Origin of the sequence: Streptacidiphilus jiangxiensis (genome assembly GCF_900109465.1) — a bacterium.
Classification (GTDB): Bacteria; Actinomycetota; Actinomycetes; order Streptomycetales; family Streptomycetaceae; genus Streptacidiphilus; species Streptacidiphilus jiangxiensis.
Genome location: NZ_FOAZ01000041.1, coordinates 1 through 22,796 on the forward strand (window position 1 = coordinate 1; position 22,796 = coordinate 22,796).

A 22,796-nucleotide genomic window follows, 5' to 3' on the forward strand; every position below is an offset into this window, starting at 1 on the left:
CAGGCCTTCAGCTTGTTGATCAGGCGCTCGACGGTGTTCCGCTCCTTGTAGAGCTCGGCGTCGTGGCCGACCGGCCGACCGCCCGCGCGGCCCTTCTTCCTCCGATTCGCGGCCTGGTCCGTCTTCTCCGGGATCACCGCCTTGATATGGCGATTTCGCAGATGGGTTCGGTTGCCGCGGGACGAATAGGCCTTGTCTCCGGCGACTGCGTCCGGCCGGGTGCGAGGACGTCCGACGGCCCCGCGGACCCGGATCTTCTTCAGCACTGGGATGAACTGGGGGCTGTCCGCGGCCTGTCCTGCGGTCAGGATGAACGCCAGCGGGCGGCACTTGCGGTCCGCGGCCAGGTGCACCTTGCTGGTCTGTCCGCCTCGGGATCGTCCCAGGAGAGCCTGCTTCAGTCGGAGTCTGTGGCGTCGCCGGATACGTCGGCGCTCTTCCCGGTTGGGATAGGCGTCTGCGTCCTGCCGGTTTTGTTCCTCGGCGCTGCCCCCTTTGACCTGGCCGTCTCTTCCTCGGCCGCGGCCTTTTCCAGGGCGGTGAGCACGTCCTCGCTCAGGTGCATCCCAGCGGCGTCGTGATGGGCGCGCGCGGTGGTGGAGTCAATGCTGACCAGGGACAGGTCCACCTCGCCCCGCCTCGCGGCTTCCGCGATCAGGCCCTCCAGCAGGGCCTCGAAGACTCCGATGTCACGCCACTGCCGGAAGCGGTTGGCGACCGTTGACCAGGCGCCGAACTCCTGAGGCATCTCCCGCCACTGCGCGCCGGTCCTGAAGCGCCAGACCACGCCCTCGAACTGCTGCCGCAGTCGCTCCGGATACGGCCCGAAGGCGCCGACCGGCAGGTAGGGCTCGATGAACTCCCACTCCGCATCGTTCAGTTGCACGCGCGTCACCCAAGACGATCTACCGGATCCACTTCCACAACGAAGCAGATCCGGCAGATTGATCACAACCCGATACGCGCCCTAAGTCCTTGATCTTTGACCCCTGGATCGGCGGAGGAGTGCAGGTGAGTGGTGGAGCGCGCGATGTCGGGTCGTTGCAGCTGCCGAGAGTTGGTCGCGTGGCGGAGCCGGGTCGGGACGGACTCCCAGTCGAGGTTGTCGACGCGGCGGGCGAACCGATCGAGGCGATCACGCAGTTCATCCGGGAGTTGACGGCGGGTGACTACGCGTCGTCGTGCCGCTCGTACGCCTACGACATGCTGCGGTGGTGGCGCTTCCTGGCAGCGAACGATGTCGAGTGGGATCACGCCTGCCGGGAGGACGTCCGGGACCTCGTGCTGTGGATGCGCTCCGCGGACAACCCGCAACGTCGGCGTTCGCGCCCCGACACGCCCAGGGCCGGCGCGGTGAACGCCCGCACGGGAAAGGCCCATCTGCCAGACGGGTACGCGCCGCGGACGATCAACCACCAACTGGCCGTCCTGAGCCGGTTCTACGAGTTCCACCGCTCGTTCGCGCGTGGCCCGCTGGTCAACCCGGTGCCGACAGGTTCGCGCAGCGAGCGAGCGGGGGCGCACGGCAACCCGATGCTGCCCGTCGCACCGCATCGCCGCGGCGCCTACCGGCAGAAGGTGCCCAAGCAGACACCGCGGGCCCTGCCCGACGCCCTGTTCGACGAGCTGTTCGCCCTGATGACGAGCCACCGCGACCGCGCCCTGCTGGCGCACTACATCTCGAGCGGCGCGCGGGCCTCCGAACTGCTGGGGATGACCTGCGGAGACCTGGACTTCGGCCGCCAGACCATCCAGGTGATCGGCAAGGGGACACTGGCGGTTGAGAAGGTACCGGCCTCCCCGGACGCCTTCGTATGGACCCGGCTCTACCTCGCCGAAGGGCGGGTCAGCCCGGCCGACCAGCCACTGGATCCCGGGGCGCCGCTGTGGGTGACCCTGCGCGGAAGCCGCCGCCCCTTGAGCTACACCGCGATGCGCGCGGTGCTCAACCGCGCCAACGCCAAGCTGGGCAGCAACATCACGCTGCACGATTTGCGGCACACCTGCGCGACCCGCATGGCGGCTGACCCCAACATGGCCATCACCGACGTGCAGGCGGTCCTGCGCCACAAGAGCCTGACCAGCACTCAGGTCTACACGACCGTCGAGCTGGAGACGCTGATCGCCCGCACCCTGGAGCACCACGCCCGTCGCGCGGACCCGCCGCCGCCCCGCCCGCATCCCGCCTACGACGCGGCCGACCTTGCCCTTCTCTTCGGCGACGGGCAGGCATAGACGATGACCGGCACCAGAGACGCACTCACTCTGATGCGCCAGGCATCGGTGCTGACCGCCGCCGACTTCGCGGCGCCCGTGGTCGACCGCGCGGCCCTGGCCGCGTGCGGTCCCGAACTCGCGGACGCGGACGTCGACGCGCTGGAAGCCCTCAGCGTGGAGGTCCTGGGCGTCGAGGACCCGGTCCGCCACCACTCGCGGCGCTGGTGCTTGGAGGAGATCGCCAGGTGGCTGTCCCGCTTCCCCGGCACGACCTGGCAGCAGCGCTGGCTCGCCAGCGGAATCCAGGACGCGGCCAGGGCGTTCAGTGAGGCCTCCAACGCGCGCCGCTACCGCCTCGTGAAGGGCGTCGCCGTCCTGATCTGCTGCGGAGTGCTCCACCCCGACGCGGACTGGCTGGTGCGGCACAAGTTCGTCGACCTCTACCCGCTCTACCAGTCCTGTCGTGAACCGGAGCGCTTCGTCCTGCTCGCCAAGCTGCTGCGGGACCAGGGAGCGGACGACCGCATCGTCGGCATGGCGATGCGGCACCTGGTGATGATGCTGGTGTCCGCGGCCAAGACCATCGACGAGATCGCCGCCGAGGACCTCATCGCTCACCACTGGCGGCTCAAGGCCCGGTTCAACAAGATGCCGATCACGCCACTCGAAGCCCTCTGGCGCGTCATGCACGACCAGCACATGATCGAGGGGCCGGCCCGCCTGCGAGCCGCGGTCCAGTTCCGCCAGCTGACCGTCGAAGAGCTGGTGGACCGCCACGGCCTGGTCCACCGGCCCATGCGTGACCTGCTCGTGGAGTACTTCCGGCACCGGGCGCCGGGCACGGACTACAGCACCTTGTCCAACCAGGTCTACTGGCTCGGCGAGCTGTTCTGGGGCGACCTGGAACGCCACCAGCCCGGCATCACGTCCCTGAGCCTGCCGCCCCAGGTCGCCGACGCCTGGAAGCGCCGGATCGCCACCCGCCCGGACGGTACGGTCCGTCAGGAGCGTTACGCGCTGCTGAACGCCGTGCGGGCGTTCTACGCCGACATCAACCACTGGGCCTACGAAGACCCGGCTCGCTGGGCGGTCTGGGCGGCCCCCTGCCCGGTGACCAAGGGCGACCTGGCCGCCCGGCGCAAGCACCAGGGGGAGGTCAAGGCCCGGATGCACGCCCGCACCCGCACCCTCGCCCCGGCTCTGCCGCACCTGACCGCGGTCGCCCGCGCCCGCCGCGACCACGCACGGACACTGCTGGCCACCGCGCGCACGACGGAGCCCGGAACTGCCTTCGCCGTCGACGGCCGCTCCTACCTGCGCGTCGCCTGCAAGACCAAGCAGGCGCGACAAGTCTTGGTGCAAGCGACGCCAGCCGGCGACGCCAGGCCCTTCGATGCCGTCGCCGAGGAACGCGAGAGCTTCTGGGCCTGGGCCGCGATCGAAGTCCTGCGCCTGTCCGGGCTGAGGATCGAGGAGATGATGGAACTGACCCACCTCTCCATCCGCCGCTACACCCAGCCAGGCGGCGAGATCGTGCCGCTGCTGCAGATCGCCCCCTCCAAGATCGACGCGGAACGGGTCTTCCCGATCACCCCGGAACTGGCCCACGTGTTGGCGCAGGTGGTCACCCGAGTCCGCGGGGCGAACGGCGTCATCCCCTCCTGCTCGCGCTACGACATCCACGAACGCGTCTACGGCCCGCCGCTGCCACACCTGTTCCAGCGCACCGTCGGCTCGGGCCACCAGGTCTTCAGCCCCGAAACGGTCCGGAACTGGATCAGCCGCACGCTGGAGCGCTCGCCGGTCTACGACACCGACGGCACCCTCATCAGCTTCACCCCGCACGACTTTCGCCGGCTGTTCGCAACCGACGTCGTCAACACTGGACTGCCGATCCACATCGCGGCTGCGATCTTGGGGCACACCAGCCTGGACACAACGCGCAGTTACGCGGCGATCTACCCGGAGGAGACGCTGCGGACCTACCAGGCCTACATCCATTCCCGCCGACAGGACCGGCCCGGCGAGGAGTACCGCGAGCCCACCAGCGAGGAATGGGCTGACTTCGAGCGCCACTTCACGCTCCGCAAGGTGGCCTACGGCAACTGCGATCGGCCCTACGGCAGTCCCTGCGCTCATGAACACGCCTGCGTGCGCTGCCCGATGCTCCGAGCTGAGCCCAGCCGCCTGCCCTTGATGCGAGAACTCGAGGAGAACCTCGACGCGCGCATCACCGAGGCCCGCGGGCGGCAATGGCTCGGCGAAGTCGCAGGCCTGGAGCAGACCTTGATTGCCCTGCGGGCAAAGACAGCACACGTCGAACGCCTGCTCGGCGAAGGCGTCAGTGACGCCCCCGCGCCAATGTCCTGAAGTCCGACGCTGGGGCCGACCGAGCACCCGCCCCAGCGTTGACAAGTGCAGAGAAACCAAGGAGGGTCGAAGGACGGATATGGCGTCAGCGATGGTGTGCCACAGGCCGGAGCGGGCTCCGGCCAGACCTGCGCGCTTACCGGCGACGGAGAGGTCTTTGACAAGGGAAGCCGGCCACCAGGACGTCCACCGGCTCGGCCTGGGACCAGTCCACGGCGGTGAGGTCGCCCAGGTTCGGGATGCCCGGCCAGTGACGGGCAAGGATCCGGGCGGCGTCGGGATTGATCTCCGCATGCCACACGAGCTCGCCGCCGAAGACCTCCAGCGCGGCCAGGTCCAGCCCCCCGTAGCCGGAGCACATGCTGCCGATCCGCAGCCCGCCCGGCTGCCGGTCGGCACTCACCGGCGCCTGCGCTGCGTCGGCACACCGGAGCTGCGGGAGGCGCTCTTCGTCTGCACGATCGTGGGCGAAGTGCCGCCGACAGTCGCGGCGTTGGCCAGCCCGCGAAGGACCGCGACGGCCTGGTGCAGAGCGACGTAGGCGTCATCGAGACCGTCGTCGAGCGAGGCCCTGGCCACGTAGTCGCGGCCCGCGTCGGGGCGTGCGAGCGCCGCCTGGTGACCGGCGGCGTCGCCGAGCGCCGCGATGCCGCGACCGACGTGGCTGAGGGCGATGCTGAGAGCCGCATGCGCCTCCACCTGCCCCGGATCGGTGGCATCGGAGAGCTCGCGGATGTGCGCGGCCAGGACACCGGCGACATCGAAGGGCCAGTACGCCTCCTGAGCCAGGCGCAACTGTCCAACGAGGCCGTCGTGCCCTTCGCAAGGACGCGGAAGCCGGCGCAGCACGACGGCCAGTCGCCCAGCTACGTCCTCGGCGGACCGCACGGCATCCTGGCCCACGGCGGCACCCATGGCAGGAGGAGCCGGTGAGGTGGCGGCCTCCTCGACGGCATCGGCGCCCTCGCGGATCAACAGGCTGGCGGTCTCATGGAGATGCTCGCGGACGCGGGTGAGCCGGCGGGCGACCTCGTCGGCGTGCTGGTCGTCGGTGCGGATGAACCGGCGCACCGGGTCGAGGCTGTCCAGCGCCCCTTGCAGGCGCAGACGGCCGCTGGTCAGCGCGCGCAGGACGCCGGGAGTGGCACTGCCCGGGGTCATGGCCTGGAAGTGGACCTGCTGGGCCAGGCGCCGGGTCAACGCGTCGACGCCGTCGAGCAGACGCGAGAAGCGCTCCGCTTGGGTGGGGGCGAGACCGGGTGCGTGGTCGGGAGCCGCCGTGGGGTTCTCGTCCAGCAGCTGGTCGATCAAGGCCGCAACCACCCGGGGAGTGAGCTGACCGGGAATCTGGGTCATCGCCGCGCCCCGGTCCTGGAGTTGACGGTGCTCGGCCGCGCGGTAGCCACAGATGCGAGCGCGGTGGACCGGGTGGCTCGGCGTTCTTCGTGAGTGAGCAGCGGCTGTCCCTGGTAACTGCGGTCCAGCGACGCGGCGTGCGAGGTGATCGCGTCAGCGGTCCGGATCGCGGTGCTGCGGGCCTGGGCGAGGGCGAGGTTGCCACGGGTGGTCAGCGTCGCGTGCCGGACATCCGAGGTGGGCCCGGGGCGCAGCGCAGGCGCGAGGAGCGACGCGGAGACGCCGTAGGCACGGGCGAGGTGGGACTGGGCGCCTGTGAGCTGGTCGACTGCTTTGCCGTAGTCGGCGGTGAGGTCGAGGTGCTGCGGGTCGCTCTCGCCCTGTCCGGCACGGAACCAGCTGAAGGACACCATGCGGGAGAACAGCAGGTCCAGGCTGAGCACGTGGCGCGACAGCGTGGGCAGGTCGGGCAGCTCGGCGCCGGGGCGCGCGGCGGGCAGGTGCTCGGCCCACTGCCGCAGTTCGTCGGCGACTTCGCGCAGGGCGCTGCCCGCGGTGGGACGGCTCGGGTCGGTGGTCGTTTCGGTCACGGGCGGCTCCGGGTGGCGACGGGGCTGGTGGGGGCGGCGACGGCGTGGGAGGGAGCGCCCGGCGTCCGCGTCGGGGAGGGGGCGCGCAGGCGCTGGATCTCGCAGTGCAGCGCGCTGTGGGCGAGGAAGAGTTCGGTGCGGGCCTGGTGGACCTCCTGCGCGAGCGCCGCACGGGTCCGGACGGCGGACTCCCCGGCGGCAGAAGCGCCGTCTTCGGTGGGCAGGGCGTAGGGGAGGTGTCCGAGGCCGAACCCGAGGTGGGCGCCGGCCTGGCCCAGGCAGCCGGCGGTCCGGCCGAGCACGGTGAGGACCTGCGCGGTGTCGCGGGTCGGTGGTGTGGCAGTGAGTAGGGAGGCGTGCTCGCCGCACAGCTTGTAGAGGTCGGCGACCTGTTCGATGTGCCACAGGTAGTCGTCGACGTCGGGGGAGGGGTCCAGCCGGAGCGCGCACAGTGCCCTGCGCGTGGCTTCGACTTGGGTGTCCAGGCTGCCCAGGAGGCGGGCGGTGGTGGGATCGGTCACAGGCGGCTCCTTCAGTGGGTGCGGCGGCGGAACGGCAGGACCGTGGCCGCGCGCTCGGGTGCGGGCGCTGGTGGTCGGTGTCCCGCTGGTGCGAAGCCGGGCAGGGCGGGGGAGCGTTGGGTGGCGGCGACGGTGCGCAACTGCGTGGCGTCCGTGGGGTTGAGGGTGTCGTGGTGGCTGGCCAGCTGGGCGGCGTCGTCGATGCAGGCGCGGGCGAGGGCCGCAAGCACGCCGGTCGGGATGCCGTCCTCGGGTCGCTGACTGGACGGGACGGTCATCACCGCGGCGGCCTGGCTGAGGTGCGCGCCAGCGGTGGAGAGCAGCTCGGAGACGTGCGCACAGCTGGCGATGGCGCGAAGGAGTTCCGGGAGGTCCTTGGTGGAGGGAACCTGCCCGGCAACGTCGGCCAGGGCCTGGCCGGCGCGTTGAGCCAGGTCCAGGACGACGGGCAGATCCGCGGCCACGACCGGCAGGCTCGGCAGGGGATAGCGGGGGTCGAGGCTGGGCAGCGCGGTGGCGGCGGCGATGGCGTCGCCGAGCGCGAGCAGGGGCGAGGGGCCGGTTTCGGGCACGATCAGCAGTCCCAACGACGGTGCGGGAAGAAGGAGCGGTCAGCGATGTCGGACCGTCCGAGAACCTGGGCGGGCCGACATCGCGGCGGACAGTCCGGCCAGCGCGGGCAAGGCGGTGACCCGGGCTCCGCGGGCCATTCCCGTCAGGCTGGTGCGGGTGACGGGGCGGCGATCCACCGTTGCCCTTGCGAGCGCGGACAGCAGGGCGGCAGGCGTGGCTCGGCTCGCGGTGGCAATCCACGGCCCATGGCCGCCTGGCGCGCTGACCAGCCAGGTCTCGTCCAGGTGCGCCATCTCGCGCTCGGGGTCGACGTCGTAATGTTGACTGGCGTCGGCGAGGTAGCGACGTTCGGTGTAGAGGGTGCCGAAGCGCCCTCGGTGCCGGGACCAGCCCGCCTGTCCGAATGCCGCGAACGGATCGACGCCCGCCGCCTGTTGATCGCGGTCGGCGCGGGCCAGGGCGGTGGTGAACCCGGTGACGATCTCCACGGGGGTGTCCCAGGTGAAGGTGGCCGTCCACACCGCGCCTGCGGTCGCGCGGTCTGGGGCGAAGGCGTAGACGGTCCAGGCGGCGAAGACCCGGTCGTCGGGCCGGTGCCGCAGCAGCGTGTTCAGGTCCGGGGACAGCAGCGTCAGCCCGTCCAGGGCGACATCGCTGACCGGCGTCCAACCGGCCTGCAGCAGAGGCGCGAGCGCCTGCTCCGGCTGCTCTCCGGGACCGGCCAGATAGCGGGGCGACACCAGGTAGCGACGCCCGGGCGGCTCGGGAGGGGACGCGCTCGTGGGGGTGTCGGTCAAACGTGATCTCCATTCGCCAGATTGGGAGGTGAGTCGCTGCTCAGCGCCGTCGCGGGCGCCGCGGCGCCCCGGAGGCTGGGCGTGTCGCGCTGTTCGTGGCCGGGCGGACGGCGGCGGGTGTGTTGGGCGGGAAGCCGTCCCGGTGCCAGGTGTCGGCCTCGTCGGCGGTGGCGAAGCGGGCCTCGCGGACGCGGTAGTCCAGCGGCGCGTCGGAGGTGTCGGGGACCTCGGCCTGCGCGAGGTACGGAGGGAGCGCACCGGGCTGGTGGTCGCGGTAGAGCACGTAGACGGGGCCGTCCTCGTGCGTGAAGTGGTCGACCACTTCGAAGCGGCCAGCGCGGTCGGCCCGGATGCGCTGCTCGGCGGCGCGGCTGGCCGAGTCCGTGGCCCTCACGGTCCCGGCCGCCGGGGTCAGCGTGGTCGGGGCGAGGCCCTGCTCGGCGAGCCACCGCTGGGCGATGGCGAGCGTCGGAACCCGCTCGGCCCGCAGCCGGAACGTCTTCGCGCTCGGGGTGTGGAGCAGATGCACGGCCACCAGGTCCGCTGTGCCGGGCATGTCGAAGACCGCGCGGGAGTCGAAGAAGACCGCGGCCGTCTCCAGCACAGTGACCAGGCCGCCGCCCGGCAGGTCGAACAAGCCTGGCGCCGCTGGGGAGGGCGGGGCTTGCCGGAGCGTGCCCGTGTGGTGGGCCAGGACGGTGAGGCAGTTCGCGTACAGGTCGAGCGTGTTGACGGTGTCGGCGGATTCGGTGTCGGCCGGTCCGAGCCGGTCAAGGGCCCGAAACGGGAAGGCGAAGTCGGCCACGGGGCGGCGGGTCTCCAAGCTGGGTCGCGGAGTTAGCGGGGGTGGGTCAGCGGCGGGCGCGGAAGGACTGGACCCGCTCGGCTGCGGGCGCCGTGGCTGCCTGCCAGCGCTGGCGGGCCTGTTGGACCGGGGCGAGCAGCGCGAGCGCACGCGGGACGAGGCGGCTTGGCGGCATCGTCGCCGCGAAGTCCCGCACCTGCCATGCCGCCGCGCTCGCGGTGCGCGCCAGTGCGCGGCGGGCGACGATCTCGCCGCCGAACGCGGGGTCGCCCGGCGCCGGTACGAGGCCGAGGATTCGCTCCACTGTCAGTACCTGGTCGGTGAGCAGCCCTCGCCTGCGGGCTTCCCACAGCAGCGTGACCTGGTCGATCGCCCGGCCGTTTCGATGCAGGGCGACGAGCAGCGAGAACACGGCGCCCAGTCCCGGATCGGCGAAGTCGGCGGGGCGCAGCCACACCGCCATCTCGCCGATCACCTGCGGGGTCTGCAGCAGCGTCCCGAGAAGCATCTCCTCCTCGGCCAGCAGGTCCTGCCCCAACTGTTCCACCGAGCCGTTGACGACGGCGGGTTCACCCAGGCCCGGCGCGGACTGGTCGGCTCCGTGTCCCGGGCGGGGGACACCGGCCAGGCGGCCGAGCTGGTCGAGGACCTCGGTGAGGATGTCCAGGTGGGTGAGCAGGATGCGGGCCTCGCCGCCTGCGGCCAGTGTGGTCTGGGCGGAGGTGAGCATGCGTGTGGCGTGCTCGGCGACGGTGCGTTGCAGGGCTGCCTCCACCACCATGCGCCCGTAGACCGGGGCGTGGTCGCTGCGGGGGCAGGCAGCGGCCAGGGTGTGCGGGTAGGAGGGAGAGATCCCGCGGGTGGTGCGGCTCGCCGTTGCGACGGCGTCGGTCAGCCACGCCAACGCCTCCTCCTTCCCGGGGTGGGGGGCGAGCGCGGGGTGGCCGGCCCGGAACTGGTCCACCAAGGCCTGGTAGAGCGCCCGGTGGGCTGCCCGGTAGAAGTTCTGCGCCGCGAGCCACTCGTGGACTGTCCGGGTCTGCTGCGGGTCGAGCAGCAGCGCGCCGAGGAGCGCCTGCTCGGCCAGCACCACCGGATCCGGCCCCTCCACCGCCGGCGGCGTGGTGCCGAGGGTGTTCTGGGAGCCGGTCATGAAAGGGTCTGCCCGCATGTTGTGGCCGTGGCGATGGCGCGATCGGCGGCGGCCAACGCCGCAGCAAGCGCGTCGAATTCGGACGCAGCCTGCGGGTCGGTGACCTGGATCTGTCCGCTACGGCCCATGAGCAGCCATTCGTCGCCGGCACGCAGCAGCGGCACCGTCATCTCGCCGACGCTGTCGACGACGGAGGACCGCGGAGTGGGCTTCATCGCCGCCTGCCGGCGCGTGTCGTCGGCGCAGCCGGGATAGCGGCGGCTCGGTGGGGTGCGGACCGGGCAGTGAGCGGCGCGAGGCCGGGTCGGACGAACCGAGCGCTCGCGTCGAGGGCCTGCTCGGTCAGGGAGCCGCCGTCGGCGCTGAAGCGCTGGCGCAGGACGTCGACGGCGGAGGCGAGCGTGCTGTCGTTGCTGTGCCACAGCGAGGTCTCGCCGGTCTCGTCGGGGCGCACGTGGAGGGCGACGTGGGCGCCGGTATGGCTGCGGGCGACGATCGCGGTGCCCGGCAGGGCGCCGCTCCACGCCGGTGGGGTGGGCGTGGTGGCGAGCACGGTCAGCGGGGCCTGGTGACGCAGGAGACCCCGGAGATACCGGGTGCCGGCCGTGTGGGGGCCCTGGGCGAGTGCCCACTCCCAGCCGAGCACGTGCGGGGTGTGCAGGCCGCGGTGGTTGTGCTCGGCCGGGATGGCGACCGCGCGCGCGAGGGTGGCGAAGTCGGCCTGGTAGGCGTCCAGCCGGTCCAACAGAGGCCGCGCGTCCTTGGCGCGCATCCGCTTGGCGCGGTCGCGGACCTCCTGGGTTCGCGGGTGACCGGGAAGGATCATGGACATCGCGTCCGCCCAGGTGCCGCGCAGCCGTCGGCCCTCCAGCACGAGGTCCCGCATGCCGTGCAGGGCCGGGAACGGCATCCACAGGCTGGGATCGTGCACGGCGGCGCCGGGCGCCAACAGCCGGATGCGGTCCAGGACGGGCGCCGCGTGGTCGAGGACGTAGTCCAGGTACGGCCAGGCCGCGGTGTAGTCCCGCACGAACTCCACACCGTCGCCGTCGTACGTGCGCGTGATGGTCTCGCCGCTCAGGCGCTGCCCGTTGCGGAACTGTTCGGCGTGTCCGGACCGGCCTGCTGCCTCGCCGACGGCGTCGAGCAGCAGGTCCAGGCGCCGCACGTAGACGGCCAGTTCGGCGGTCGGCAGCAGGCGGCGGGCGATCCGGGCGGCAGCGCGCGCGGGATCGTGGTCGTCCAGGTGGAGCGCCGCCGGAAGCGCAGGGCGGGCGGCGGCCCGTGCCAGGGCGGGGTCGGTGAAGACCGGGACGATGCGCCAGCCGGGACGGCGCCGCAGCGGCGTCATGGCCAGGTCGACCCCGTCCGGGCCGCGCAGCAGGTCGCCCTCGGGGCGCACGTGGGCACTCCACCCGTCCAGGCGTGCTGCCACCTCGGCCGGGAAGCCGGTCAGGCCGGGCAGCGGCCGGGACCGGTCAGGGGTGGAGGGGGAGGATGTCAACGAAGGTTCTCCTGAATCCGTGCGGGTCATCGGCGCGACCGCGCGGCAGGTGCGCTTCCGGTGCGGGGAGCCGGGGCGGAGATCTTTATCCGGCTGTCCTGGCGGGCGGGGGTGGGAGCGGGCGCTGGGGCCGGGGCCAGTCCGGTGAACGCGGTGATGTAGGTGCGGATGGCGTCGCGGAGCCGGTCGGGGTGGCAGCGGTCGGGCTGGAAGACCCGGTCCTGGTTGTAGAGGGTGATTGCCGCTGCCCGTTCCCCGTAGGCGAGTGACTCCTCGGCGTTGGTAAAGGTGCCGTGCTCGGTGAAGCCGAACACGTTGGTGTCCAGCACCCCGTGCTGCAGGGAGATGATCCGGACCCGGACGCCGGGGTAGGTGTCCGCCCGGATCGACTGGGCGAGGTCGGCGGTGACCGTGAGTCCGGCGTCGGGCAGGTGGAGCGTCTGCTGGCGGCCGGTGACGGTGCCGGAGTTCAGCGGGTCGAGGCGGGCAAGGACGAGGGCGTGGTCGACACGCATTGGGACGTACCTCCGGGGCAGGGGTGTCGTGGAAGGCGCGGCTTGGGGGAGCGGCTTGCGCGGGACCAGCGCGGTCAGACCGCGGCCCAACGTGGTAGGCCGGAGGTGTCGTCGCTGAAGTGGCGGCTCGCAGGCGATCGGGCATCGCCGAAGTGCAGCACGTCCTCGGTGCGGGTCCGGTCCGTCGCCGAGCCGGATGCCTGCGTGGTGGGGTGGTCGACGCTGTCGTGCAGGTCGTAGTCGGGGTGGGACATCGATCTCCTCGGCGGCTTGTTCGGGGTGTGGTCAGCGAGAGCTGTGTGCGGGGCGCCTGGCGGCTGGGGGCTTCGCGGCGGGGGTCCACTGGTCGAGGCCGGGCAGCGTCGGGGAGGCCGTGGTGCTCCAGGCCTCCAGGCCGGGAAGCATCGGGGAGGCCGCTGAGGCTGCTGCTCGGCGGCGCGGCGCTGGGGCGGGCACTGCCGGTTCGGCGGCGAGGGCCTGGCTGTGGGGCCCGTACAGGTCGGCGAGGTAGTCGGCGACGGCGCTCTCCCACTGGCGGCCGACGAGCGGACCGAGGACGGCTGCCCCGACCGGGGGAGTGACCAGGTCGCCCAGCTGTTGGTAGGCGCTGGACCGGGACCCGGTCCAGGGGTAGGTGGCGGGCATCCCGACCAGCAGCGCGCCCTGCGGCACCGGGAAGCGATGCGTGGGGTCGTCCGCCGGGTACCAGCCGCGCATCTTCGAGGTGATGGCGATGGCGGGCCTGTCAGCGGGCCACTCGTTGCCGCCGCTGGTCTTCCTGTTGCCGCGCGTGTTGACCCGGATACCCGCAGGCCAGCCCAGCGCGCGAGCCGCGGTCATGGGCTCCACCGGCGAACTCGGCACCATCGCTGCCAGATCGATCCTCATGTGCCGCCCGCCGACCAGGAACGTGCGTTTGCGCCGTGAGGCGAGCCCGTAGTCGACCGCGTCCAGTACCTGCCATCGGGCGTCCGCCCAGTCGGCCTCCTCCAGGTAGTTCGCCAGTGCGTCCAGCACTACCTCCGGCAGGGCGCTGGACTGCTCCATCGCTAGCCACCGCAGTTGGTCGTAGCGCGCCGTGAGCGACAGCGACCAGATCAGCGTCTCGGCGATCAGGCCGATCCGCTCGTCCGTCATCTCCTTGATGGGGGCCCGTGCCTCGTCCAGGCTCATCAAGGCTCCGGTGAACCCGGCATAGCCGTCCCACGCCGGATCGCAGCAGACCCCGCACTCGTCCGGCTCGACGCACAGTTGGTTGTCGTGCCAGAACCCGAAGGTCGCGTCGAAGGCGTTGGCCAGGGTGTCCAAGAGGAGTTCGAGGTTGAGGTCCGTGTGGCCGGCGCGCTTCCCGGCAGGCGTCCAGACCTGGCAGGGAGCGGAGAGGATCAGGCCCTGCGCCCACTGCAGGCACAGGTGGCCCGGGTCGAGGGAGCGGACGTCGGCGACGATCCGGCGGTGTCCGGCCGCGACGGCGGTCGCTGCGGCGTCGAAGCCGATCTCGACGCCCACCACGTCGAACTCGCCGTCCAGCAGGGACAGCGACTGCTCCCAGCCGCCGGCTCCGGCGAAGAGGTTGATGATGCGCGGTGGATCACCGGGCTTCGGCGGGAACAGCCACTCGATCGGCCACGGGTGGGCCAGGCGTGCGAGCTCGTCGTGGTTCCACGGCCCCATCTGCTGGCTGGACGGCGGGTGGTTGAGGTCGCCTGCGCTGGACAGGCGCGGCACCAGCTCGTCCGCAGGCCAGACCTTGCGTGGATCGCGCCAGGTCAGCGCTGCCCCCGGCGCGGGGGGTTCGGTGCGGTCGTGGACTGGCGGGCCCCGCCGTCCGACGCGCTGCGGATGCCCGAGTCGGTGATCCCCGGGGAGGCGGACTGGGCAGCCTGCGCGCGGGCGCCATCCGGCTCGGGCGGTGTCGCGGTGCGGTCCGCATCGACCAGGTCGACGCCGACCTCGTCGAGGCGGTCGCCGATCTCGCCGAGCGCACGCGTCTGCGCCTCGATGACGCCGGCGACGTGGGCGGCGCCGGGGATCTGCCGGACGCGCTCCGCCGCCTCCTCAAGGAACTGGTGGAGCCGGGCCAGGGCGGCGTCGTCGGTGCAGCAGACGTGGTGGATGACCGCGGCCAGCTCGCCCGGTGACTCGCAGCCGGCGAGCGCCTCGGTCCAGTCCAGGACCGAGCGCCCGGGAGCAGGCGGCTCACTGCCCTGCGTGGTGCGGCTGCGGACGCGGGCGAGGCCGCTGCGCAGCAGATCGTCGTGGGTCGGTTCGCCGGTGTCGTAGGAGCGGATCTGCTCGGTGGTGCGGCCGGCGTTGTCGTACAGCTCGAAGTCCGGGGTGCTGATGGGGCGACTCCTCGAAGGCTGAGAGGGAGGTGGTGAGTTGGGTCAGGCCGCGTCGCCGCGGCATGCCCAGGGGGAGCAGCCGCCGGGCTCGTCGTCCTCGTCGGCGTCGGCGAGGGGGAGCAGGTCGAGCTGCTGGCCGCGCCGCTCGGCGCGCGAGAGGCGGTCGATCGGCGCCTGGTCGAGCGGGAGGCGGGATCGGTGCAGGTACGCGCTGCCGAGCAGCGGTGAGCCGGTGGCGTTCGCGCGGGCGCTGCCGGCGCGGATCGCGGCGTCGAAGCTGACGACGTCCGCCCACTCCTCGGGGCTCTGGTCGCGGATCTGCCGCCACTGGCGGTCCGAGTGGAACGGGCACCCAAGGCACGAGGACTTCGGGGTGTCCGGGAAGCCGTTCTCCGCCAGGAGCCGCAGGCAGTCCTCGCGGGTCAGGTCGAGGTCCAGCAGCGGGAAGCGGTTGCGCATGTAGCGCACATCGGCGTCCTTGGCCCGGTGGAACTCATCCCGTGAGATGCCGATCCACTGCTCGACGAACACCCCAGCCGGAATTCGCGCCGGATACGGGTAGCCGAGCAGCTCCCTAACCTTGGCCTTTAGTGGTTTGATCTTATATTCGCCGGTGCACTGACGACGCGTCATCCCGTCGCCGCCGTCCGGGTTCTTGATGAACAGCGGCATGCTCGCGAAGCGGTGGTCGGGGTCGAGCGCGTCGCGGCGGATGTTGCCCGAGGAGACCCGGAAGACCTTGATCCCCGCCGGGGCGGCGACCTCGCGCTCCAGCCGGTCCAGGTGCGCGTACACCGACCTGGGCTCCCACCCGGTGTCGCTGAACAGCGCATATTCGATCTTGGGAAGGTGTCCCTGAGCTGCGAGGATCAGCAGGAGCGAGCTTTGGACTCCGGCCCCGAGGGACAGGCAGCGGAACGCGGGCTCGGTGTTCGTGATGGTCACGGCGCCTGCCACAGGGTGCGGGCGACGTGCTCGGTGCCGAGCTCCGTGCGGGGCCGGGAGGCGGTGTGCCAGCCGGGTCGGGGCCGGCGCTGGGCGAGGACGCGCCATCCGGCGCCGCGCAGGCTCGCGCCGGACTCCCCGGACTGGGTGTAGGTGAGCAGCCGGGTGTAGCCGAGGGCCTTGGTTGCGCGCCACGCGGCGGCGTAGAGCAGGGAGTTGGCGTTGGCGGCGCCGTCGGTGCAGGTGCGGGTGACCTCTAGGGTGGCGCCGTCGTCGAGGTGCCGGGCGACGGGGCGGCCGACGATCGCGACCGCGCGCAGGCGGCCGGTGCGGTCGGCGGCGCCGACGGCGAAGACCTGGCCTTGCGGGGGACGGTGGTGGCGGTGGTGCTCGGCAACGAAGGTGTTGGCGTCGCGGGAGCGGACCGGGACCAGGTGCAGGCTCACGCCTCACCCCCGGTCACCTTGGCCAGCGCGCGGGCGGTGATCGCGGCGGTCGCTTCCGAGGAGGCCTTGGCCAGCGGTCCGGCGTCCGGCTCGCGGTACCAGGGGCGCAGGTCGAGCAGGGCGGCGCGGATTCCGGTGGCGAGCAGCAGGGCCTTGCCCTTGGGCAGGGCGCGGATCTGGTCGGGGGCCAGGATCCGTTCCTGGCGCATGCTCGTGGAGGTGGAGCGGGAGCCGTCGCTGACCGAGATGGAGACGGTCTCCACGTCGTGCTCGCCGACCAGGCGGGAGAGCTTGTCGGCGAAGTCGGCGTCGTCGATACCGGAGCCGATGACCTTGACGGTGGCGGCGGACCACAGGGCGTCCATGCCGGACTCGCCCCACACGCGGACGCCCTGCCGGTAGGACTGCAGGATCGTGATCGGGATGACCCCGCGCGATCCCAAGTGCGAGTACAGGTCGGGGAGGTCGCTGATCTTGCAGACGTTTGCGGCCTCGTCCAGGATCGCCAGCAGGGGCGGGTCGAGGCGTCCGCCGGCGAGTTCGGCGGCGCGTACGGCGGCGCGCATGACCGCGTCGGCGGCTGCCGCGATCAGCGCGGACGCGGAGCCGCCGCCGTCCTTGGACAGCAGGTACAGGGTGTCCTTGGCGTGGACGAACTTCTCGGGGCGGAACTGCGGCAGATCGTCCTGGGGGGTGACCCAGGCGGCGATGTTGGGGTCGAGCAGGCAGGCCGCGTACTGGCGGGCGGTCTCGTAGATGCCGTCACGGGTCTCGACGGCTCCGGCGACGGTGCCCTGCAACTGGGAGGCCACCGCGGGGAATCCGGCGTCGCGCAGCAGGTCGATCGGGGTGCGATCGGACGGGGAGGCGAGCCAGGCGAGGACGTCGGTGATGGGCCGGTTGTTGCGGGCGGCGGCCAGGAACAGCGCGCTGAGCGTGTTCGCGGCGGCGGTGGACCAGAAGTCCCCTGCGTTGGACTCGTCCACGCTCGCGGCGACGAAGTGCCCGGCGAGGCGGCGGGCGCCGCCGAGGTCGCGGGCGTCGGCCAGCACGTCCCACCACATCTCGCGGGTGGCGTGGGCGATTTGCTGCGGGTCAAGCGTCCACACGCGGCCCAGGCGGGCGCGGGCGTCGAAGGTGGCGCTCCAGGCGTCTCCGCCGGCTTTGTTGGAGGTGAGCAGGACCGCGCCGGGGGCGCGCAGGATCGCGGGGATCGCGAGCCCCGAGGTCTTGCCGGAGCGCGGGGCCATGATCGCGAGGAGGACGTCCTCCCAGGAGGCGCGGACCTCCTGCCCGGCGGGGAGGTTGCCGACCAGCAGCCCGGTCTCGTCCGGGTCCAGCTGGGCGGACTTGACCAGGGCCAGGCTCGGGCGCAGGCCCTTGGCCTTAGCGGCGGTGTCCTTCGCCAGCAGCGCGGACAGCTCGGCCGCGCCGGCGAGCCCCTTGCTGCCCCGGCGGGAGCGCCAGCGCATCCACAGCGCAAGGACCGCGGCGGCCAGGACCAGGAGCAGCAGGCCGGGCGCGATGCGGGTGGCGGCGAGCAGCCAGCCGCTGGTCAGGTGCGGCCACAGCTGCTTCGGGTGCAGGACCGCGGCGATGGGGGCGAACGCGGCGCGGGGGGTGTGGGTGAACCAGGCGGCGGCGTTGCCGAGCGTCCAGGCGAGCGACCCGAAGGCGGCCAGGACGGTGGCGGCACCGATGAGGAGGGCGAGGGCCAGGTCGGTGCCCGGCGTCGCGGAAGACGAAGTAGAGGGGGCGGAGGCGGTTTTGGGCAAGGGCGGTCCACGGGTCCGGGGCCCCGGCGGCGCGTGGGCGCGCGCCGGGGCAGCGGCGGAGATGGCCGGGTGCGTGAGCGGACCGGGTCTTCTGCACGTCATGGCGGGTGGATCCCTTCGGACAGGCGGGTGCTGGGGCAGGCGGGGTTGGGGTGGGTGAGGGTCAGCCGCGGCCGTCGTCGTAGACGCCACTGACGCCGCCGGAGGTGGTCCAGGCGTTGCCCTTGGCGTTGCCGTTCACCAGGCGGACGGTGGGGTCGTAGCTCTGGCCGTCCCAGACGATCTCGATGCGGTGCCGGGTGGAGCAGCGGTTGTGCCAGTAGACGGTGGTGGTCCACCAGCCCGGCGACCAGGAGTAGGCGAAGCAGCCGGAGACGCCGCGCTGCGGGACGTCGGCGCTCGCGGGGACGATGCCGATCGCGGTCACGGCGGCGATGGTGGCGGCGACGACGGCGCCGCGGGTACGGGACAGACGCAAGGGCTTACCTCTTTCAGCGGGGGATGGATGAGGGAGAGGGGCGGGGGTATCGGTGCCGCTGGCCGCCGGAGCGGGAGGCCGGCGGGCAGCAGCGGCGGTGGCGGCGACGGACGGGTTGCGATGTGGCGGTGTCTGGCCGGACTCGTCTCGCCGGCGGTCCATCAGCGCCAGGTCGGCGCGCAGGCGGGAGATCTCGCCCGCGACGGCGTGCAGTTGCTCGGCGAGCTCGGCCAGGCGCTGGGTTGCCGGCATGTGGTCGACGGGGTGCTCGGCTCCCCACCACCACTCGGCTTCCCGCAGGGTCTCGGCGGCGACGGCGAGGATCCCGCTGGAGGGCGCGGAGAGCTCCAGCAGCGTCCGGGCCACGTCGTCGCTGTGCCCGTCACCCCAGGGCCGCCCGAGATCACCGCCCTGCCCGAGCTGCTGGCGCAACGCCGACCCGAGCAACGGCTGACTCAGCTGCGGGACGGCCTGCGGGTCCTCCAACTGCCGGGCCAGGCGCACCGGGTGGCCGATGGCCCGAAGCGTCGCCGCGGCGGTCGCCGCCTTCAGGCGCTGCTCATGGCCCGGGAGATGGGCGGGCAGGACCAGCACGGTCGCGGACCCGTCGGTGACCGGGACGAACCCGATCAGCTGGAGCAGCTCGCTGGACAGTGTGTGCGCGCGTCGCCACTGCAGCACACTGCGCGCGGTGACCGGCCCGTGGAGCCGGGCCCGGCTGATCACGATCGGCTCGCGCAGCGGGTCGGGGCGTTCGACGCTCCCGGTCGGCCCGGTCACCGTCGCCGTCCGGCCCGGGACGGGGGCGGCGTGATGCTGGTGGGCGCGGACGGCGGCAGAGGCCGGGGTGTGTCCCGCGCTTCGGCCGAGTGGGAATCGGCCGCGGGAGGGGCTGTGGGCGTCGTGGTGTCGAAGTCGACGAAGAAGTCGAGTCCGGCCGCCTCCAGCAGGTCTGTCGCCAGGCGCAGGGCCCGCAGTTGCTCCGGGTCTGAGAGGTGGTCGGGCAGGATCATGCGCAGGGTGCCGTCGGGGTGGGGGACGAACCCGGCGTACAGCAGGAGGTCGTAGGTCTGTGGACCGCCGTCTTCGGCCAGGATGCGGCCGTCGTCGGTCTCGGTGATCCTCATGGCGAACAGCTGATGACTCCCAGCAGCAGGTGGGTGGGAACGGATGGGCGGCCCCTGGGCCGGACGAGGGGTGTCAGCGAGCCGGGCCGCGGCGGCCATCGGGGTGGCGGGTGAGCGCGGCGAAGCCGACGTAGGGGCCGCTCTGGTAGCGGCCGACGACGTAGGGGACCGTGGGCGCGTCGCCCGGCTCGGGCGAGGCAGCGGTGGCGGGCAGGCACCGGTTGTACGCGGCGGCGGTGCGGCGCAGCAGCTTGGACTGCTTCTCGTGCGGGAGGGTGTCGATCTTCCACACGAAGTAGGTGAGGTTGCCGTTGAACAGCGAGGTCGGCGTGCGGGCGAGGGTCCGTGCCAGGTAGCCGACCGCTTCGGCCTCCACCAACGGCGCGTACTGGTCTGGCAGGCCGGTGTGCTCACAGGCGTACTCGGCGCCACCGGGCAGCGCGCCGGACAAGGTCAGCCCTTCGCCATCGATGATGTCGGCCACCGCCTCCAGCATCAGGGTCGTGGCCTGCCGCAGCTTCCAGCGCAGCGTCCGGTCGTCCAGCCACCCCAGCCGCGCCTCGGCCGAGTTCATCTCGCTCACCGCATCGCCCCGGCGGCCTGGCGATCCGCGAAGCTCCGGATGCGGGAGCCGAGTTCGGCTGCACCTGCCGCGAACTTCGGTGCGGGCGCGGTGAGGTGGACCAGCGTGTGCAGCTCGCTGGCGAGGAAGCCGTGCCGGCGCTTCCAGACGGTGTTGCCGCGCCCGATGTCCACCAGGGCGATGCCCTCGGCGTCCGCCCAGTCGAGCGCTTCGGCGATCAGCCAGCTGTAGGTGCGCAGGTCGCGCTGCCGCTCCCGGGCCACCCCCGCTGTCCACAGGTGGACGCGGTCCTTGTGGACAAACCCCAGGAAGCCGCCGACGAGGTCGCCCTCGTGGAAGGCCGCCAGCATCACCGCGCCGGGGACCGCCGCGAGGTGGGGGAACATGCCCCGCGTGTAGAGGGCGGTGCCGTGCCGCTCGGCACTCGCTCCCGCCAGCGTCGCGAAGCGGCCGAGCCAGGGCAGCATCTCCGGTCCGTGCAGCACCTTCAGGGCCAGGCCCGCGTCTGTGCCGCGCCGGTGCTGGCGCAGCAGGTCGCGCATCACCCGTCGGCTTCCCGCCCGGGACGCGAGGCCCTCGATGCCGCCGCGGGCGTCGGCGCTGAACGCCAGGTCGGTGAAAACGGCCACGTCCGCGGGTCGGGCCCACTGGAAGCGCGCGGCCAGCACCGGGGTCAGGTTCGGCACCATCAGCGCCGCCGCCCCAAGCTCGCGGGCCAGGTCCAGCCCGGCCCCAAGAGTGGCGGCCAGCATCGCGTCGCTGGTGGTGGCCGCGCCGCCGTACTCCGCGTACAGGCTCCCCGCGAACAGCACCGGCCCCGGCCACGCGACGCTCATGCCGGCGTCGTGCTCCATGCGCGCCCAGAACGGCGACGACCCGGTCAGGTGGAAGGCGGCGTACTGCCGCACGCCGTCGTGCTCGACGACCAGGTGGTGGTGGGAGAGCACCTGCTCCGGGCATGCCTGCTCCCAGGCACGCGTCCACGCGGTCGTGTGGAACGGCTGCTCCGGCTCTGCGACGGCCGGGACCGCGTCCGCGTCCTCGTACCAGGTGAAGTGGGTCTGGGTCATCGCACGCACCCCTCGATCTGGCCGGCCGTGCGGGAGGTGACCCGCAGGCCGAGGGCATGCGCGAGACGTGCGGCGTCCAGGGAGGCGGTCTCCAGCGTGGCGGAGGCGAAGGCGATCCGGCCTGCCAGCGACATGGTGCCGAAGCCCGTCGGCACCGGCTCCCCGACCCGCAGGTTGATGTCTACCTCCACGACCCCGGCCAGGTCGTACAGCTGCTCGGCCGAGGCGACGTGGGTGACGACGCCCTTTGGAGGGTGCAGCCACAGGTGGGACAGGACCCCGGCGTCCGGGTCGACGGGGATGTCGGGGCGCTGGCCGAGGGCGAGCTGGGCCAGCACGGTGGGGACGTCGACGCCGTGCTGGCGCGCGTACAGGGCGGTGACGCCTCCGCCGCCGGGCCGGTGCCCGCCCTCACCGAACACCCAGCCCCGCTCGGTGCGCATCACCTCGCAGTGCACGACCCCGGTGCCCGACCCGAGCGCCCGGCACGCATCGGAGGCGACTTTGATCACCTTCGCGGCGTCGGGGTGGGACGGCGGGACGAGGGAGATGTGGTGGTGGCCGCCGAGCGTGGACAGCAGCGGCGCGCTGTACCGGCCGGGGAAGGCCGCCAGCACCTCGCCGTCGTGGAGGTAGACGTCGCAGAACCACTCCTCGGTCGGTGCGACGAACTCCTCGACCATGAAGCCCTTGGCCTGGTGCAGCGACACCGTGAATTCGCCCGCGCCGAACCGGCCGGTCGGATCGTCGACCGTGGCGTCGAAGAAGCCGTCCGCGAGGAGCTCGTCCAGGTCCGTGCGGCTGCGCACGACGGTGGTGTTGACGGTGCCGGCGGCCCGGCACGGCTTGACCACGACCGGCCACCCGAACTCCTCGGCGACCGCGGCGACCTGGCGGCCGTGGCGGACCACACGGTGCCGCGCCACCGGGACGCCCGCCTCCTCCAGCACCGTCTTGGCGACGTGCTTGTCGGTATGGGCCAGCGCCGCCTCCACGCCGATCCCCGGCAGGCCGAGGTGCTCGCGCACCCGGGCGCAGGTGACCACGGCCTGCTCGTCGGTGGTGGCGACCCGGTCGAACACCCCGTCCGGGATGGTGGCCAGGACCTGGGCGAGGCTGGCCGGGTCGTGCCAGCGGTCGATGCCCAGCACGGTGGTGGCGCGCGGGGTGTCGACCCTGCGGGCGTCGACCTGCCCGGTGGGCACGAGCAGCGACACCTGGTGCCCGGCGTCCAGGAGCGCGTTCTCCAGGACGGTGCTGCCGGAGCTGGCGACGAGGACATGCATGAAGGGGAACCTCCGAAGAACAAGGGGAAGAAGAGGAGTTGGCCGTCGGAGCGGTCAGCGATGACGGCGCTGGGCTGCCGGGGCCGGCACGACCCAAGGCGCGGAAATGCGGGCCGGAAGCGGAGTGCGGGTGAGGACCTGCAGGACGGCGCGGACCCTCGGCGCCGTGTGGCGCAGGTCTGGGCGGCTGCCGTCGGCGCGCATCAGCGTGGCCAGCACGATCAACCGGCGCGGATCGCAGGTCCGGATCGCCACCCACGGGCAACCGCTGGAGAGTCCGCGTCCGTGGCCAGTCCGGCCGCGGCGACGACCCGCCGGGCCACGTGGGCCCACTGGTCGT

At 72.5% G+C, this 22,796-nt stretch carries 24 protein-coding genes and 1 pseudogene; 3 read left to right on the top strand and 22 right to left on the bottom strand.

The genetic code is table 11. The features are described from left to right. Positions 1–895 (bottom strand): annotated as a pseudogene (locus BMY61_RS44565) (transposase); the annotation flags it as partial. A gap of 170 nt (positions 896–1,065) precedes the next feature. On the opposite strand from BMY61_RS44565, the gene BMY61_RS40785 reads away from it, so the two are divergent. After that, complete coding sequence (locus tag BMY61_RS40785; protein ID WP_236656653.1) at positions 1,066–2,235, top strand: tyrosine-type recombinase/integrase; 1,170 nt, start codon at positions 1,066–1,068, stop codon at positions 2,233–2,235. A 3-nt stretch (positions 2,236–2,238) separates the two neighbouring features. Beyond that, positions 2,239–4,587 carry a site-specific integrase gene (locus BMY61_RS40790; protein ID WP_075004258.1) on the top strand — a complete coding sequence of 783 codons (2,349 nt, stop codon included), beginning with the start codon at positions 2,239–2,241 and terminating at the stop codon, positions 4,585–4,587. 136 nt (positions 4,588–4,723) lie between these two features. Here the strand turns inward: BMY61_RS40790 and BMY61_RS40795 are convergent, their stop codons facing one another. From BMY61_RS40795 to BMY61_RS40855, 13 genes are all read right to left on the bottom strand, one after another. Continuing rightward, a complete protein-coding gene (locus tag BMY61_RS40795) occupies positions 4,724–4,990 on the bottom strand; it encodes a DNA cytosine methyltransferase (RefSeq protein ID WP_052439499.1) in 267 nt (88 codons plus the stop codon). Then, positions 4,987–5,943, bottom strand: coding sequence for a serine/threonine-protein kinase (locus BMY61_RS40800; RefSeq protein ID WP_042459743.1), 957 nt, complete (start codon positions 5,941–5,943; stop codon positions 4,987–4,989). Before BMY61_RS40800 ends, BMY61_RS40795 begins: the two co-directional genes overlap by 4 nt. Next, complete coding sequence (locus BMY61_RS40805; RefSeq protein WP_042459740.1) at positions 5,940–6,533, bottom strand: hypothetical protein; 594 nt, start codon at positions 6,531–6,533, stop codon at positions 5,940–5,942. Before BMY61_RS40805 ends, BMY61_RS40800 begins: the two co-directional genes overlap by 4 nt. Further along, entirely contained in the window at positions 6,530–7,054 is a 525-nt protein-coding gene (locus tag BMY61_RS40810; RefSeq protein WP_042459737.1) for a hypothetical protein, read from the bottom strand. The genes BMY61_RS40805 and BMY61_RS40810 overlap by 4 nt, the downstream gene beginning before the upstream one ends. Positions 7,055–7,065: 11 nt before the next feature. Next, a complete protein-coding gene (locus BMY61_RS40815; protein WP_143094775.1) occupies positions 7,066–7,626 on the bottom strand; it encodes a hypothetical protein in 561 nt (186 codons plus the stop codon). 39 nt (positions 7,627–7,665) lie between these two features. Then, positions 7,666–8,424, bottom strand: coding sequence for an SPDY domain-containing protein (locus BMY61_RS40820; RefSeq protein WP_042459732.1), 759 nt, complete (start codon positions 8,422–8,424; stop codon positions 7,666–7,668). A gap of 40 nt (positions 8,425–8,464) precedes the next feature. After that, on the bottom strand, positions 8,465–9,229 hold the full coding sequence (locus BMY61_RS46830; RefSeq protein ID WP_042459729.1) for a hypothetical protein: 765 nt from the start codon (positions 9,227–9,229) through the stop codon (positions 8,465–8,467). A gap of 46 nt (positions 9,230–9,275) precedes the next feature. Then, the gene (locus BMY61_RS40830) at positions 9,276–10,382 is read right to left on the bottom strand and encodes a DnaB-like helicase N-terminal domain-containing protein (protein WP_042459726.1); all 1,107 of its coding nucleotides are present in this window, start codon (positions 10,380–10,382) and stop codon (positions 9,276–9,278) included. Next, entirely contained in the window at positions 10,379–10,552 is a 174-nt protein-coding gene (locus tag BMY61_RS46835; protein WP_161791360.1) for a hypothetical protein, read from the bottom strand. Before BMY61_RS46835 ends, BMY61_RS40830 begins: the two co-directional genes overlap by 4 nt. A gap of 41 nt (positions 10,553–10,593) precedes the next feature. Then, positions 10,594–11,886 (bottom strand): hypothetical protein, encoded by a 1,293-nt coding sequence (locus BMY61_RS40840; RefSeq protein ID WP_042459720.1) that lies wholly within the window; start codon positions 11,884–11,886, stop codon positions 10,594–10,596. A gap of 26 nt (positions 11,887–11,912) precedes the next feature. Next, the gene (locus BMY61_RS40845) at positions 11,913–12,401 is read right to left on the bottom strand and encodes a hypothetical protein (protein WP_052439498.1); all 489 of its coding nucleotides are present in this window, start codon (positions 12,399–12,401) and stop codon (positions 11,913–11,915) included. A 74-nt stretch (positions 12,402–12,475) separates the two neighbouring features. Next, positions 12,476–12,655: a hypothetical protein gene (locus BMY61_RS40850; protein WP_042459717.1), complete on the bottom strand. Its 180-nt coding sequence runs from the start codon at positions 12,653–12,655 to the stop codon at positions 12,476–12,478. 31 nt (positions 12,656–12,686) lie between these two features. Next, positions 12,687–14,129, bottom strand: a complete 1,443-nt coding sequence (locus BMY61_RS40855; protein ID WP_042459713.1) for a DNA cytosine methyltransferase — start codon at positions 14,127–14,129, stop codon at positions 12,687–12,689. Between the two features lie 26 nt (positions 14,130–14,155). Here BMY61_RS40855 and BMY61_RS40860 point away from each other — a divergent pair, with 26 nt between their 5' ends. After that, complete coding sequence (locus BMY61_RS40860) at positions 14,156–14,542, top strand: hypothetical protein (RefSeq protein WP_042459710.1); 387 nt, start codon at positions 14,156–14,158, stop codon at positions 14,540–14,542. 246 nt (positions 14,543–14,788) lie between these two features. Here BMY61_RS40860 and BMY61_RS40865 read toward each other — a convergent pair whose 3' ends face one another. From BMY61_RS40865 to BMY61_RS40900, 8 genes are all read right to left on the bottom strand, one after another. Beyond that, positions 14,789–15,622, bottom strand: a complete 834-nt coding sequence (locus tag BMY61_RS40865) for a hypothetical protein (RefSeq protein ID WP_042459775.1) — start codon at positions 15,620–15,622, stop codon at positions 14,789–14,791. A gap of 65 nt (positions 15,623–15,687) precedes the next feature. After that, complete coding sequence (locus BMY61_RS40870) at positions 15,688–16,137, bottom strand: XF1762 family protein (protein ID WP_042459707.1); 450 nt, start codon at positions 16,135–16,137, stop codon at positions 15,688–15,690. Further along, positions 16,134–17,912: a type IV secretory system conjugative DNA transfer family protein gene (locus BMY61_RS40875; protein ID WP_042459703.1), complete on the bottom strand. Its 1,779-nt coding sequence runs from the start codon at positions 17,910–17,912 to the stop codon at positions 16,134–16,136. Before BMY61_RS40875 ends, BMY61_RS40870 begins: the two co-directional genes overlap by 4 nt. Before the next feature lie 163 nt (positions 17,913–18,075). After that, positions 18,076–19,170 carry a hypothetical protein gene (locus tag BMY61_RS40880; protein WP_042459696.1) on the bottom strand — a complete coding sequence of 365 codons (1,095 nt, stop codon included), beginning with the start codon at positions 19,168–19,170 and terminating at the stop codon, positions 18,076–18,078. After that, positions 19,167–19,517, bottom strand: coding sequence for a hypothetical protein (locus BMY61_RS40885; protein ID WP_042459693.1), 351 nt, complete (start codon positions 19,515–19,517; stop codon positions 19,167–19,169). The genes BMY61_RS40880 and BMY61_RS40885 overlap by 4 nt, the downstream gene beginning before the upstream one ends. A 73-nt stretch (positions 19,518–19,590) precedes the next feature. Continuing rightward, positions 19,591–20,100, bottom strand: a complete 510-nt coding sequence (locus tag BMY61_RS40890; protein ID WP_042459690.1) for a hypothetical protein — start codon at positions 20,098–20,100, stop codon at positions 19,591–19,593. After that, complete coding sequence (locus BMY61_RS40895; protein WP_042459687.1) at positions 20,097–21,170, bottom strand: GNAT family N-acetyltransferase; 1,074 nt, start codon at positions 21,168–21,170, stop codon at positions 20,097–20,099. Before BMY61_RS40895 ends, BMY61_RS40890 begins: the two co-directional genes overlap by 4 nt. Further along, complete coding sequence (locus BMY61_RS40900; RefSeq protein ID WP_042459684.1) at positions 21,167–22,456, bottom strand: ATP-grasp domain-containing protein; 1,290 nt, start codon at positions 22,454–22,456, stop codon at positions 21,167–21,169. The genes BMY61_RS40895 and BMY61_RS40900 overlap by 4 nt, the downstream gene beginning before the upstream one ends. Positions 22,457–22,796 lie beyond the last annotated feature (340 nt).

Bases quoted from the DNA above. Each gene is read 5' to 3' on its own strand.
- BMY61_RS40790 (WP_075004258.1), top strand. From the start codon at position 2,239: ATGACCGGCACCAGAGACGCACTCACTCTGATGCGCCAGGCATCGGTG.
- BMY61_RS40800 (WP_042459743.1), bottom strand. From the start codon at position 5,943: ATGACCCAGATTCCCGGTCAGCTCACTCCCCGGGTGGTTGCGGCCTTG.
- BMY61_RS40830 (WP_042459726.1), bottom strand. From the start codon at position 10,382: ATGACCGGCTCCCAGAACACCCTCGGCACCACGCCGCCGGCGGTGGAG.
- BMY61_RS46835 (WP_161791360.1), bottom strand. From the start codon at position 10,552: ATGACGGTGCCGCTGCTGCGTGCCGGCGACGAATGGCTGCTCATGGGC.
- BMY61_RS40845 (WP_052439498.1), bottom strand. From the start codon at position 12,401: ATGCGTGTCGACCACGCCCTCGTCCTTGCCCGCCTCGACCCGCTGAAC.
- BMY61_RS40850 (WP_042459717.1), bottom strand. From the start codon at position 12,655: ATGTCCCACCCCGACTACGACCTGCACGACAGCGTCGACCACCCCACC.
- BMY61_RS40885 (WP_042459693.1), bottom strand. From the start codon at position 19,517: ATGAGGATCACCGAGACCGACGACGGCCGCATCCTGGCCGAAGACGGC.
- BMY61_RS40895 (WP_042459687.1), bottom strand. From the start codon at position 21,170: ATGACCCAGACCCACTTCACCTGGTACGAGGACGCGGACGCGGTCCCG.
- BMY61_RS40900 (WP_042459684.1), bottom strand. From the start codon at position 22,456: ATGCATGTCCTCGTCGCCAGCTCCGGCAGCACCGTCCTGGAGAACGCG.